General features: G+C 62.6%; 13 protein-coding genes and 2 riboswitches. Of the genes, 8 read left to right on the top strand and 5 right to left on the bottom strand.

The features are described 5' to 3' along the window. Positions 1–54 precede the first annotated feature (54 nt). The gene (locus tag CSE6_RS07505; protein ID WP_034352444.1) at positions 55–303 is read right to left on the bottom strand and encodes a hypothetical protein; all 249 of its coding nucleotides are present in this window, start codon (positions 301–303) and stop codon (positions 55–57) included. 155 nt (positions 304–458) lie between these two features. Between CSE6_RS07505 and CSE6_RS07500 the strand changes: the two genes are divergently transcribed. The 5 genes from CSE6_RS07500 to CSE6_RS07480 all read left to right on the top strand — a co-directional run bounded on the left by CSE6_RS07500 (position 459) and on the right by CSE6_RS07480 (position 6362). Beyond that, positions 459–929 (top strand): CopD family protein, encoded by a 471-nt coding sequence (locus tag CSE6_RS07500; RefSeq protein WP_059440234.1) that lies wholly within the window; start codon positions 459–461, stop codon positions 927–929. 220 nt (positions 930–1149) lie between these two features. Then, positions 1150–1725 carry a MarR family winged helix-turn-helix transcriptional regulator gene (locus tag CSE6_RS07495; protein WP_012838247.1) on the top strand — a complete coding sequence of 192 codons (576 nt, stop codon included), beginning with the start codon at positions 1150–1152 and terminating at the stop codon, positions 1723–1725. Between the two features lie 61 nt (positions 1726–1786). Further along, positions 1787–3271 (top strand): efflux transporter outer membrane subunit, encoded by a 1485-nt coding sequence (locus tag CSE6_RS07490; protein WP_059440233.1) that lies wholly within the window; start codon positions 1787–1789, stop codon positions 3269–3271. Between the two features lie 151 nt (positions 3272–3422). Continuing rightward, complete coding sequence (locus CSE6_RS07485; protein WP_059440232.1) at positions 3423–4733, top strand: HlyD family efflux transporter periplasmic adaptor subunit; 1311 nt, start codon at positions 3423–3425, stop codon at positions 4731–4733. A 15-nt stretch (positions 4734–4748) separates the two neighbouring features. Continuing rightward, entirely contained in the window at positions 4749–6362 is a 1614-nt protein-coding gene (locus CSE6_RS07480) for a DHA2 family efflux MFS transporter permease subunit (protein WP_004340679.1), read from the top strand. 69 nt (positions 6363–6431) lie between these two features. Here CSE6_RS07480 and CSE6_RS07475 read toward each other — a convergent pair whose 3' ends face one another. Further along, positions 6432–6761 carry a hypothetical protein gene (locus tag CSE6_RS07475; RefSeq protein WP_012838243.1) on the bottom strand — a complete coding sequence of 110 codons (330 nt, stop codon included), beginning with the start codon at positions 6759–6761 and terminating at the stop codon, positions 6432–6434. Positions 6762–6911: 150 nt separating this feature from the next. On the opposite strand from CSE6_RS07475, the gene CSE6_RS07470 reads away from it, so the two are divergent. Then, positions 6912–8024 (top strand): MBL fold metallo-hydrolase, encoded by a 1113-nt coding sequence (locus tag CSE6_RS07470; protein ID WP_059440231.1) that lies wholly within the window; start codon positions 6912–6914, stop codon positions 8022–8024. Positions 8025–8181: 157 nt separating this feature from the next. After that, the gene (locus CSE6_RS07465) at positions 8182–9162 is read left to right on the top strand and encodes a helix-turn-helix domain-containing protein (RefSeq protein ID WP_059440230.1); all 981 of its coding nucleotides are present in this window, start codon (positions 8182–8184) and stop codon (positions 9160–9162) included. A gap of 28 nt (positions 9163–9190) precedes the next feature. Here CSE6_RS07465 and CSE6_RS07460 read toward each other — a convergent pair whose 3' ends face one another. The 3 genes from CSE6_RS07460 to CSE6_RS07450 all read right to left on the bottom strand — a co-directional run bounded on the left by CSE6_RS07460 (position 9191) and on the right by CSE6_RS07450 (position 12176). Then, positions 9191–10291, bottom strand: a complete 1101-nt coding sequence (locus tag CSE6_RS07460; protein WP_059440229.1) for a 2,3-butanediol dehydrogenase — start codon at positions 10289–10291, stop codon at positions 9191–9193. Further along, positions 10288–11553 carry an MFS transporter gene (locus CSE6_RS07455; RefSeq protein WP_052057572.1) on the bottom strand — a complete coding sequence of 422 codons (1266 nt, stop codon included), beginning with the start codon at positions 11551–11553 and terminating at the stop codon, positions 10288–10290. Before CSE6_RS07455 ends, CSE6_RS07460 begins: the two co-directional genes overlap by 4 nt. 89 nt (positions 11554–11642) lie before the next feature. Then, positions 11643–12176 (bottom strand): 2,4'-dihydroxyacetophenone dioxygenase family protein, encoded by a 534-nt coding sequence (locus CSE6_RS07450; RefSeq protein ID WP_059440292.1) that lies wholly within the window; start codon positions 12174–12176, stop codon positions 11643–11645. Positions 12177–12368: 192 nt separating this feature from the next. Between CSE6_RS07450 and CSE6_RS07445 the strand changes: the two genes are divergently transcribed. Next, positions 12369–12902 carry an energy transducer TonB gene (locus tag CSE6_RS07445; RefSeq protein WP_238585654.1) on the top strand — a complete coding sequence of 178 codons (534 nt, stop codon included), beginning with the start codon at positions 12369–12371 and terminating at the stop codon, positions 12900–12902. 88 nt (positions 12903–12990) lie between these two features. Further along, a riboswitch (glycine riboswitch) is annotated at positions 12991–13100 on the top strand. A gap of 19 nt (positions 13101–13119) precedes the next feature. Beyond that, positions 13120–13245, top strand: a riboswitch (glycine riboswitch). Positions 13246–13297: the final 52 nt, after the last annotated feature.

The raw sequence follows: 13297 nt of genomic DNA, 5'->3' as shown, positions 1-13297 counted from the left end.
GCTGCCAGCGCCTGTCAATCAAGCGCTGGCAGCTGTTTTTTCAGGATCAACACATCACATCTCCAGCTCGACCGCTTCCTGCGACAGATCCCAGCCCAGCACAAAGACTTCGTAATGATTTTGCCCGCTGTCATCGCTCCAGACCTCCGGGCCGAACTCGCTCATATTGCCGTTCAGACTCTGTCCTTCACGCAGCGCGCTGGAATCGGTCTGCTCGGCCAGCACAAAGCGGCCGTTGTCGGTGCGCAAGGCAACCCGCCCGGAAGACTGCTTGAAGGCGACGACGGTGGCTTGTTCTGACATAAGGACTCCTGCGCCATTGCTGGCTGTTGTGGATTACAGCCAAGTCTAATCAGACCTGGGCAAAGCGAAAGTCCTGCTATTTCGGCCTGTGTGTTCCACCCGTAGGACGATCTCCGTTAGGCTTGCGATGTCTCCCCAATCAAGCCCCACAAACCATGCTTTTCATTCTGTTCAAACTTCTGCACCTTCTGGCCATCATCATCTGGGTAGGCGGCATGTTCTTCGCACATTTCTTTCTGCGTCCTGCCGTCCAGGGACTGCAGCCGCCCGAGCGCGTGACGCTGATGCACGGCGTGCTACAGCGCTTTTTTGCCTGGGTCCTCGTGCTGGTGGTCGTCGTGCTGGCCACCGGCATCGGCATGATAGGCAGCATTCACGCCATGGCCGCCCAGGCCGGCGGCCAGTTCAACATGCCGGTCAACTGGATCGTGATGAGCATTCTGGGCCTGGTGATGATGGCCGTGTTCGGTCATATCCGCTTTGCGCTGTTCAAGCGCCTGGATGCGGCCGTGCAGCTCAAGGACTGGCCCGCAGGCGGCAAGGCGCTGGAGAGCATCCGCAAATGGGTCTCCTTCAATCTGACCCTGGGTCTCGTGATCGTGGTCGTGCTGCGCGTGCCGCTCTGAGCCTGAAGCAGCCTTCAGCAAGCCCGGTCTTCATGGCCGGGCTTTTTTTATGAGTCCGACAAGGCTCTGGCGCATACCAACAATGCGCAAACTGCTTTTGTTTTCATAGCAACAAAAACAGAGACTGCGCAGGCAGGTCCGGCTCCATTCAAAACCTTGCTGACATTTCTTTGCAGCTACACAATAATTGCCAATTCAATCATTGATCAAGCAAATATTGGTGGCGCCATTGCAAAACCAGACCGACCCCATCATCGACCCGCAGGACGAATCCAGCTTCTTCTATCAGGCAGGGGTCTACGCGCCGGACAAAAGCATTGGCTTTCTCATGCGGCGCGTGCTCAGCTCCATCCTGCAGCTGGCCGACGCCCAGCTGGCCGAGCAAGGACTGACCTATGTGCAATGGCTGCCGCTGTACAAGCTGCTGATCTGCGCCGACACCAATAGCAGCACGCTGGCCAAGGACCTGGGCATGGACCCGGCTTCGGTGACGCGCGCGCTGGACCGCATCGAGGCCAAGGGGCTGCTGCGCCGCGAGCGCTCCACCACCGACCGACGCGTGGTGCACCTGGTGCTCACCGAGGAGGGACGCAGCGTCGCCACCCAGGTGCCCAAGGTTCTGACCAAGGTGCTCAACGGCCATTTGCGCGGCTTCAGCCACAGCGAATGCACGCTGATGCTGTCCATGCTGCAGCGCATGCTGGTCAACGGCGATGCGCTTCGAGAGGCCCTGACCCAGGAGCCAGGCAAGCCCCCCATCCAAACGAACGAGGCAGGCCGCGACCCCGGGGACTAGGCTGACCTGCTGCCTACTTTTTTCACCGCCCTATTTCAATAAAAACCACTGGCACTTTTCCATGACCTCTAGACCTTCACGCAAACCCGCCACCGAGTGCGCCGCCGGCCGTTCGCTGCTGACAACCGCAGCACTGGCCGCCATGCTCGCACTGGCAGGCTGTGCCTCGCAAGGGCCCACGCACCAGCCGCTGGCACGACTGGGCTCGGCCGATGTCGGCCTGAACGACTCCGCCAGCCTCAGCGCTGCGGACGCCACGGCACTCGCCTCCTCCCAATGGTGGACAGGTCTGGGCGATGCCCAGCTCAATCAGCTCATCGATCAGGCCCTGGCCGGCAGCCCCAGCCTGGCCGCCAGCAACGCCCGCTTTGAAAAAGCCGCAGCCCTGGCCACGGCCAGCAGCACGGCCAGCGATGTGCGCGGAACGCTGAGTGCCGACGCCACACGCCAGCGCTACACGGCCAACGGCATGATTCCCGCCCCCATCGCGGGCAATATCTACAACAGCGGCAATCTGCAGGCTGGTCTGTCCTGGTCGCCCGACTTCTTCGGCAAGCATGGCGCGGACCTGCAGGCCGCGCTAGGCCAGGCGCGCGCCGCCAGGGCCGACAGCGCTGCTGCCGCCAACCAGCTGGCCGCACAGGTGGCGCGCAGCTATATCGCCCTGGCCCGGCTGATTGCGCAGAAGGAAGTGGCAGAGCGCACGCTGGGCCAGCGCCAGTCCTTGCTGAGCCTGAGCGAGCAGCGTACCCGAGCGGGCCTCGACAGCCAGGTGGAACTGACCCAGGCCCAGGCCGGCATGCCCGATGCCCAAACCCAGATCGAGATGCTTGGCGAGCAGATCACGCTGGCGCGCCGCACGATTGCCGTGCTCTGCGCCCAGGCGCCCGATGCGCAAAATGCACTCTCGCCCAGACTGTCGGTGCTGCGCATCCAGCCCGTGCCGCAGGCTCTGGGCGCGGATCTGCTGGGCCGCCGCCCCGATGTGGTGGCAGCGCGCTGGCGCGTGGAAGCGGCCACGCAAGGCATTGAATCCGCCAGGGCCGACTTCTACCCCGATGTGAATCTGACCGCCTTTGTGGGCCTGAACGCGCTGGGTCTGGACAATCTGCTGCAGGGCAGCTCGCGCCAGATGGGCATCACGCCTGCGCTGCGCCTGCCCATCTTCGACGGCAAGCGGCTGCGCGCCCAGCTGCGCGGCAAACAGGCCGACCTCGACACCGCCATCGCCCAGTACAACGGCGCCGTGCTCGATGCCGTCAAGCAGGCGGGCGACGCGATTGCCTCCGTGCAATCGCTGCAGCGCCAGCAGCAGCTGCAAACCGAGTCGCTGTCCAAGGCCGAGCGGGCCTATGACTTTGCCGTGCAGCGCTATCAGGCCGGCCTGGGCAGCCAGATCACCGTGCTCAACACCGAAACCCAGCTCATCAACCAGCGCCGTCTGGCCGTGGACCTGCAGGCGCGCGAGCTCGACACCCGCGTGGCCCTGGCCGCAGCCCTGGGCGGCGGCTGGAGCGACGACACCCCGGCTGTTGCCCTGCAATAAACATCGGGCTCAACAAAATCAATAGCTGCTACCGCTTTACTGCCATCAAATTCAAGGCAAAAACACTCTCAATTCTTTTATTGACAAGCGCTAGCAGCTCCTCTTTTTCAATAGCGCAAAACCGCTTCACAGATAACAAAGCGCCAACATCATGACCGACACCAAGCCTACTCAGAACGCTCCCCAAGCTCCTGCGGCAGCTACGCCCAGCGCCAACCCTGCGGGCCGCCGCAAGGGCCTGACCATCGTGGCGGCCGCTGTCGCCGTGGCCGCCATCGCCTGGGGCGGCTGGCACTGGATGGTGGCCCGCAACTACCAGACCACGGACAACGCCTATGTGGCCGGCAACGTGGTGCAGATCACGCCGCAGGTCGGCGGCACCGTGATCAGCATCGGTGCCGACGATACCGACTATGTCCGGGCCGGTCAGTTGCTGGTGCAGCTGGACCCTGCCGACTATCTGGTGCAGCTGGCCCAGGCCGAGTCGCAGCTGGCCCAGACTGCGCGCCAGACCCGCACCCTGTATGCCAACAACGCCCCGCTGGCCGCCCAGGTGGCACAGCGCGAAGCCGATCTGCTGCGCCTCAAGGCCGATGCCGCCAAGGCCAACGACGATGTGGCGCGCCGCCGCCCGCTCACGGCCACCGGCGCCGTGGGCAAGGAAGAGTTTGACCATGCCAAGGCCCTGGCCACGGCTGCCAGCAACGCCGTGGCGGCCGCAGAAGCCGCGGTGCGCGCAGCCAAGGCCCAGCTGACGGCCGCCGAAGCCCAGACCAAGGGCACGACGGCCGAGGACTTCCCCGCCGTCATGGCGGCCGCAGCCAAGGTGCGCGAGGCCTATCTGGCCCTGCAGCGCACGCGGCTGATCGCGCCCGTGGACGGCTTTGTGGCCAAGCGCGGCGTGCAACTGGGCCAGCGCGTGGCCGCCGGCTCGCCGCTGCTGACCGTGGTCGACCTGCACAAGCTCTGGGTGGATGCCAACTTCAAGGAAAGCCAGCTGGCCGATCTGCGCATGGGCCAGAAGGTGGAGCTGACCGCCGATGTCTACGGCGACAAGACCACTTACGAAGGCAAGGTCGTGGGCCTGGGTGCGGGCACGGGTGCGGCGTTTGCGCTGCTGCCCGCGCAGAACGCCACCGGCAACTGGATCAAGGTGGTGCAGCGCGTTCCCGTGCGCATCAGCCTGGAGCCCGAAGCGCTCAAGCAGCATCCGCTGCGTGTGGGCCTGTCCATGGACGCGAAGGTCGATATCCGCGACAAGGACGGCCAGGCCCTGGCCAGCACGCCGCGCAGCGAGCCCGTGGCCCAGACCACCGTCTATGACGGCAGCCTGGCCCAGGCCGAGCAGCGCATCCAGCACATCATCGCGGGCGACAAGCTGCCGGCACTGACCCAGCTGGCCGATCTGCCCGCCCAGGCCCCGGCCGTGCCCGCCCAACCCGCTGCCCAGCCTGCGCAGTAAGACGCGGAATCAGCCATGACTTCCTCGACTTCTGCCAATCCCGGAGCAGGCGCCTCGCCACCGGCTCCGGCGGCCCGCCCCATGCCGCCAGCCATAGCCCCGCTCAAGGGCGCGCAGCTCGCCCTGGGCACGCTGGCACTATCGCTGGCCACCTTCATGAACGTGCTGGACTCGTCCATCGCCAACGTGGCCATTCCGGCTATCTCCGGCGATGTGGGTGTCAGCCCCAGCCAGGGCACCTGGGTCATCACCAGCTTTGGTGTGGCCAATGCCATCTCCGTGCCGCTGACGGGCTGGCTCACCCAGCGCTTCGGCGCCGTGCGCCTGTTCACCATGAGCGTGCTGCTGTTCGTGCTGACCTCCTGGCTCTGCGGCTTTGCCTCCTCGCTGGAGATGCTGGTGCTGTTCCGCGTGCTGCAAGGCGCCGTGGCCGGCCCCATGATTCCGCTGTCGCAGACCCTGCTGCTGTCCAGCTATCCGCCCGCCAAGGCCGGTGTGGCGCTATCGCTCTGGGGCGTGACCACGCTGGTCGCTCCCGTGGTCGGGCCACTGCTGGGCGGCTGGATCACGGACAATATTTCCTGGCCCTGGATCTTCTACATCAATGTGCCCGTGGGCCTGCTCTCGGCCCTCATGACCTGGAGCATCTACCGCAACCGCGAAACGCCCACGCGCAAGCTGCCCATCGACACCGTGGGCCTGTCCCTGCTCGTGCTCTGGGTGGCGGCGCTGCAGCTGATGCTGGACAAGGGCAAGGAGCTGGACTGGTTTGCCTCCAATGAAATCATCGCCTTTGCGGTGATCGCTGTCGTGGCCTTTGCCGTATTCGTGGTCTGGGAGCTGACCGACGCCCATCCCGTCGTCGATCTGCGCCTGTTCAAGCGTCGCAACTTTGCGGCCGGCTCGATCGCGCTATCGATCGCCTACGGCCTGTTCTTCGGCAATGTGGTGCTGCTGCCGCTGTGGCTGCAGCAATGGATGGGCTACACCTCCACCTCGGCCGGCCTGGCCCTGGCGCCGGTGGGCCTGCTGGCCATCCTGCTCACGCCCATGGTGGGCCGCAAGGTCGGTGTCTGGGATCCGCGCAAGATGGCCACGATTGCCTTCATCGTGTTTGCCATGGTGCTGTGGATGCGCTCGAAGTTCACCGTGGAGACCGACTTCGCCCACATCCTGATTCCCACGCTGATCCAGGGCGGCGCCATGGCCTTCTTCTTCATTCCGCTGACTACCATCACGCTGAGCGGACTGACGCCGGACCGCATTCCGGCCGCAGCAGGCCTGTCCAACTTCGTGCGGATCACCGCGGGCGCCATGGGCACCTCGATTGCCACCACGCTCTGGGAAAGCCGGGCTTCCATGCACCATGCCCATCTGACCGAGCTGCTGGTGCAAGGCCAGGGCACGTTTGCCAGCACGGTCAGAAATCTGCAGGCAGCAGGCATGAGTGCCGAGCAGGCCTATGCCCAGATCAACCGGCTGATCGATCAACAGGCCTTCACGCGGGCCGCCGACGACATCTTTCTGGCATCGTCCTTTCTGTTCCTGAGCCTGATCGTGCTGATCTGGTTCACCAAGCGCCCGGCCTCTGCCGCAGGAGCCTCCGACGCGGCCGCCGGCGCACACTGATTAACTTCAGAATAAATTGGCTGAGAGCGCTTGACTCACAAGCGCTCTCAGCTATTTTTTTGATAGTTCCTAAGCGCCATCAGCCTGCTTGTCCAGGCGTCGCAAAAACACCTGCAACTCCTTGACGACCTGGGCATCGCCCTTGGCCTGGGCGCAACTCAGCCCTTGCTGCCAGGCGGCTCGCGCCGCCTGCGCATCGCCCAGCGCCAGCTCCACCTTGCCCAGCTGCTTCCAGGCAACGGAGTATTCGGCATCCAGCGCCGTGGCCTTGCGCAGATGCTCGCGCGCCACGGCCATCTGCTCGTCGTCGGCATAGGCCTTGCCCAGGGTATAGCGCAGCAGCGCACCATCCTTGCCGGCCGCCAGCATGCTCTCCAAATTGTGAACCATGGGATTCATGTGTATTTGCTCCTCAGACAGCGAGTGTCGCATCCGCCCCGAGAAAGCACCTGAATGGCCGTGCCTGTGTTACGGCCTCTTGCAAGCCGGCTCTTGCAGCGCTGCAAACCGTCCCAAACTGCGGCCAATGTCTTACTAAGGCGCCCGATCTTGTTTCGCAAACCAAGTCTCTCCACCTCCATCACCGACTACGAGGACTCGCCCCAGTATTCGGGCGGGCGTTTTCGCAACACGCATCCGCGCCCGGCCAACAGCCCCAAGCCCGATGCCGGGACGCTATGGAAGTTCTTCTTCAACAAGCCGGCCGATTCCCAGCCGGGCAAGGCGCTGCCCGTTTTGCCGCTGAGCACGACCGAGTTGAACCTCGCGCCCGAACGCAGCCTGTATCGCCTGGGCCATTCGACCTTGCTGATGAAGCTGCGCGGCGGCTGGTGGTTGACGGACCCCGTGTTTTCCGAGCGCGCCTCGCCGCTATCGTTTGCCGGCCCCAAGCGCTTTCATGCCCCGCCGATTGCCCTGGACGAGTTGCCTGCCTTGCGCGGCGTGCTGCTCTCGCATGACCACTACGACCATCTGGACCGCGCCACCATTCGCGTGCTCGCGCCCAAGGTGGGCGTTTTTCTCTGCCCCTTGGGAGTGGGAGACAGACTGCTGGCCTGGGGCGTGCCGGCCGACAAGATCGTGCAGCACGACTGGTGGCAGGGCAGCGAGGTCGACGGCCTGCGTTTCACTGCCACGCCGGCCCAGCATTTCTCGGGGCGCAGCCTGCGCGACGGCAACCGCACGCTCTGGGCTTCCTGGACCATAGAAGATCGCCAGGCCGACAGGCCGCTGCGCGTCTTCTTCAGCGGCGATGGCGGCTACTTCGACGGTTTTGCCGAAATCGGCAGGCACTTCGGCCCCTTCGATGTCACGTTGATGGAGACCGGCGCCTACGACGCCCACTGGCCCTATGTCCATATGCATCCGGCGCAGACCGTGCAGGCACACCGGGATCTCGGCGGCCAGTGGCTGCTGCCCATACACAACGGCACTTTCAACCTCGCCATGCATGCCTGGTGGGACCCCTTCGAGCAGATCCTGAGCCTGGGCAGGCAGCACGGCATAGAGATCGCCACGCCCATGATGGGCGAGCGCCTGGACCTGAACGCTCCGCATGCGGGTTCAGCCTGGTGGCGCGCCTGCGCCGACATGAAAGCGGATGCGGACTCCCCTTCTTCAGCCGGCAAAGCAAAGCGGCTGGATTCGCGCCCTCAGCCTTGATGCACGCAGGCGTCGCGACCATGATTTGCGACCTGCCACCCCGTAACTTCACGGAGCGAGGCGCAAACATGGCATGTTAGAGTTTGCTCGGCACTGCCGATATCTACTGACTCCACTTGGTCGGCACACACTATAAGAACCTGCCAAGGAGACCCCCATGCCCTCGCTTGCGCCATGTGCGGTGAACCGGATCGCTACGGATGCCTTTCCCGCCAGCCAGCGCCTGGACCAATGGGAAGCCTATAACGCTTCTTTTCTGGTCGGATTGCGCTGCTCATCCTACGCCGACGAAGGTCTGAACGCGCGGCAGAGCAATATGCGCTTGGGCCAGCTGGCCCTGGCAGACATCGACGGCAATGCCCATGTCATCGAGCGCACGCCACAGCTGGTGCGCCAGCATCCCAAGGAGTCGGTTTTCGTTTCACTGGTGCTCAGCAGCGGTGCCTTCTTCTATCAGGAACACAGCTGCATCCATCTCGCTCCGGGCGACTTGGTGATCTATGACACCCGGCATGCCTATTTGTTCGGCTTCACCCACCAGATGCACCAATTCCTCGTGGATACGCCTGCCGACTGGTTCTACCGCAACTGCAGCCGCGCGCAACTTCCCGGCCCGATCTGTGTGTCGGGGGCGACGGGCAGCGGACGCGTGCTCAATCGCGCGTTCCAGAAGCTGGTAGGCAATGCCATGGCCCACCCCGAAAGGGTGGACCAGGATCGCATGCAGTTCGAGGCCTGCGACCTGCTGCGCACCATGCTGGCTGGAGAAGCAGCAGGCAGCAGTGCACTACGCGCCTCCCACCTGCTGGCCGCGCGCGCCCATATCGACCAACACCTGCACCGCCACTCGCTGGATGCGAGCGAAGTCGCTTCCGCCTCAGGTGTCTCCCTGAGGCACCTGAACCGGCTGTTGCAGGCCGAGGGATACAGCGTGACCGAGCTGATTCTCGTGCGCCGCCTGGAACGTGCAGCCATGGAATTGCGCCAGACTGCGCTGAACCGCTACAGCATTGCCGAGATCGCCTACCGCTGCGGCTTTGCCAGCCAGGCCCACTTTGCACGCAGGTTCCGCTCACACCATGGCATGACGCCCACACAGATGCGTGCGCAGCACGGTCAGCTACGTGCCATGACTTAGCGGCAGAAGCTGCAGGCGCCAGCAAGGCTCAGGAGCTGTGGGCAAAAGCGTGGGGACGGGCGAATCGGGCAACGGCATCCGGCTGCGGCTGAACCAGCACCTTGATAGCATCCCCGGCAGATGCCAGTCGCTCGAAACCGTCCTGTATGGCGGCATCCAGACTAACGGTATGGGTCACGATACGTCCGGCATCCACAGCCCCGGAAGCCATCAGCGCCAGCAGCTCCGGATACAAGCCCCGATAGCCCACGCTGGAGGTAATGCGCAGCTCGCGGTTGACCAGGTCGAAGGTATCGATGCTCGCCTCGGGCATGAGCCCCAGCAGCACGGCTTCACCGCCCTTGCTCAGTACGCCAAGCGCCCCTCTCAAGGTTTCCGGGCGACCCACGGCTTCGAACGATACCGGCACGCCCTGCCCGCCTGTGAGTTCGCGCACTTGCTGCACGACATCGCCCTGGCTGGCATCGAGCGTGTCGCAGGCGCCGAGCTCGCGCGCCAGGCGCAGGCGCCGGGCATCGACGTCGACGGCAATAATGCGGCCCGCTTCATGGTGCTTGGCCATCATCACCAGCAGCAGACCAATAGCCCCCATGCCGAAGATGACGCAGGCCTCGCCAGGGCGCAATGCGCTTTGGCGCACAGCATGCAATGCCACTGCTGCGGGCTCGGCCACCGCCGCTTGCCTGAAGCTCAAGGACGGGGGAAGCACATATGCCATATAAGCGGGAATCACAGCTTCCTCTGCCATTCCGCCGTCTCCCATGAGCCCCACAAAGCCCATGGATTCGCACAGGTTATAGCGCCCCCCGCAGCAATAGCTGCACTGGCCGCAGCGGTACTCCGGCTCCACGGCGACTCTGTCTCCGATATGCAGCCCTGTGACATCCGCAGCCACCTCCACCACCGTGCCGCAGAACTCGTGGCCGATGACTATGGGTGCGACACTGTTGGACAAGGGATGCGGGACCTCGACCGGTATAGAGTCTGGTCCATGCAGATACTCGTGCATATCGCTGCCGCAGATCCCGCAGTACGCGACCTCGATACGGATTTCTGCGGCCTTCAAGGGCCGGCGTTCGATGATTTCCAGGCGCAGATCGCGGGCACCATGCCATTTCAAAGCCTTCATGCCTGCGACTCCTTCAATGCTGCAGCCGGCTGCCTGTCGTCAACGCGCCTGGGCGCTGTCTCAATCAGCCCCAAGGAAAGCAAGCCGGCAAGCAAGGCTCCTGCAGCAGCCACCCACATCACCACATCAAGCCCCCACCGGTCGGCTGCCACCCCGGCCAGGGTCGGGGCGATGAAACCGCCGATCAACTCGCCAAAACCCATGATCATCCCCAATGCAGTGGCCATGGCTGCTCGCGGAACGGTCTCGGCCGGAATCGTGGCCATGAAGAGCGTGAAGCAGCCCAGGCCGGTATAGGTCAGTAGCAGCAAGCCGCCCATCACCACCGGCGATTGCGCATACAGAAAGGCCAGAGGGCAGCAAGCCGCCACAAAGGAAAAAAAGATCAGTGCCGGACGGCGACCGATATGGTCCGAAATGGCGGGCACGGCAAAGCCCCAGATGACCCAGGCCACACCCATGCAACTCATGACAGCACTCATCGTGCCCGGCCCGAAACCCTTGGCATTGACCAGATAGGTCGGCGCAAAGGAGATGATGATCACAAACCAGGCCATGAAAACACAGCTGATCAGCACGCTCAACCAGATATTGCGTTCACGCAGCAGAGCCCAGCGCGAGCCTGTCTGCAGGGCTGCAGCGAGCTCATCTGCACGCCCGCCATCTGTGTTTTTCACATGAAGCCAGATGAGCGCGGCGGCAATCAGCCCGGGAACACAGGTCAGGTAGAACGCCGTGCGCCAGCCATAGGCCACGGCCAACGCAACAATCACCGGCGGTGCGATCACGGCGCCCAGCAAGCCCGCAGACGATCCCTGCAGCAAGCCCATGTTGAGGCCGCGACGGCTTGGCGTGGAGGCTTCGACCATCAGTGTCTGCGACAGCGGCAGCACCGGCCCTTCGGCAAGGCCCATCAGCGCTCGCAACAACAGCAGGCCGACAAAACCGCCCACCAGACCCGACAGGGCCGAGCAAAGAGAGAACATCAGCACCGAAAGAATCAGCACCGTTTTGCGTCCGCCCTTGCGGTCTGTATAGGCCCCGAAGAATGCACCAGAAGCCGCCCATGCCAATGCCAGAATGGACGACAGCATGCCCAGCTGGGCATTGTTCAGATCCAGCTCCTTGGAGACAAAGGGAAATAAAAACGACAATGCCAGCCGGTCAAAAAAAACAATCCCGAAAGTAAAAAACAGAATGATCAGCAGCTTGTTTTCATAGCTCACCCACCCGCTTTTTAGATTTTCATCTTGATTTTTCATGTCTCTCTCCATTCCGTATTTGGCGGGCTATTTCATTCTTCAGGAAATACCGCCTTTCATTGATGGATTTTCAATCCAGCTTCGGATAACTACCGAAACAGCGTGTCCACATAATCTGCACCTATGCCGATTTTTTCATAATGCTTTCGGCATAGTTCTATGTAACTGTGAACATCGAAATATCCGTCAGGCTTTCCGTCATCATCGAGCCAGATCAGCGGTCCCTTGACGATAAAGAACGCACGCATGGGCTGCTCATGTTCATAGGCCACCAGGGTATGGCCTTCTCCGGGGGTCTCGTAGACGAAATCACCGGCGCGGGCTGTCCAGTCATGTTCCAGATAGCCCCACTTCCCCGAAATCGTGTAGGCAAACACTTCGTGCGGATGGTAATGGCGGTTCACCAGACCGGCCTCCTTCGCCATCAGAATATCGCACCATTTGTTTTGTGATGGAGAAATCCAGAGGGGACGGGAGGAAACGGTTTCAGAGAATGGAACATAATAACGCTCATCCTCCGTTGGAGCGTTCTTAATATAAACCTCTGGCTGCGCATCTGGCTGAAAACATTCAGGAATCGGCTTCAGATATTTCCAGAATTCATTCGTGGCTTTTTCGGGCATTTTCTCTCCTTGAATAAACATTTTTTGACGAACGTCATAATCCTATCCATGGGGAAAATTCTGTTTAGTCCCTGCCGGACATGATGTTTGCCCCTGCAGGACAAGCTCTGGAGCAAGGCAGCCCGGCCCTGGCTGAACGACCGACTCCACCAGGTCTGCCGAAATCGACTGGGGATGACCGAGAATGCCGCCATGGATACTTCACGCCACTCACGCTGTCTTGCTGCATACGCGGCCGTCTTGGGAGCTCTGCTGCTCAGTGCCTGCGCCGGCAACCCAGCCATGGCGCCTAAGGTGGCCGACATCACTCCCCAGCCCCAGGCTGACTCCGCCTCGGCTTCCGGAGGCCAAACCGTAAATTGGCCTGCCTGGATCAATGCTGACTGCACACCCCCCGCCCAGCTCGATCGGCAACCGCAGCCACGCCGCCACACCACGCCTTTCATCAGCGCCCACTGGTTTCCGAACGGGCTGGAGACCACGGTGGTCTTCCGCCTGGAAGTCACGGCTCAGGGTCAGCTCGGCCGTGTGGCCTACCAGCCTGCCGATGCCGATCCCCGCATCGTGAAGTCCATACTGCGCTCGCTCGAACGCTGGAAGTTCAAGCCCGGCATGCGCCAGGGCCAGCCCGTGACGTCCTGCTTCGAGCAGCCCTACCAACTGGTGTTTCCGCGCCAGGAGATCGATATTCCTCGAACACCCGCCATGAACACAGAACCGCAGTGAGACCGCAAGCTCAATTCCAGCGATCTGTGCTCGAAAACCCCAGAATCCATCCGATTCGGTGGTGCAAGCCCCTTGCCCACCGCTAGAATCGCCAAGGTCAGGAGAGAGTGCCTGCAGCTTGAAGCTGCCTCGCACCGCCGAAGGCGCAGACCCCAACCCGGTGTCAAAACGCTCAGGCAAAAGGACTGACAAGCGCTGCAAGGTATGCAAACCTGCAGCGTCCCTTGCTGGAGAGAGATGCAGGCCGTCATTTCGTATGTGCGCCGGCATCCACCGAAGGAGCAAACTGCCCGATGCAATGCATGCAGTGAATCTCTCAGGTAAAGCGGACAGCAGGGCAAGCCCGCCACGCATGGCCCCGCCATGCATGGCCACTCATTTTGGTTTGACCACCG

Source organism: Comamonas sp. E6, from assembly GCF_001010305.1.
Classification (GTDB): domain Bacteria; phylum Pseudomonadota; class Gammaproteobacteria; order Burkholderiales; family Burkholderiaceae_C; genus Comamonas; species Comamonas thiooxydans.
The sequence above is the reverse complement of the archived record's forward strand: the minus strand, read 5'-3'. Positions and strand labels throughout refer to the sequence as shown.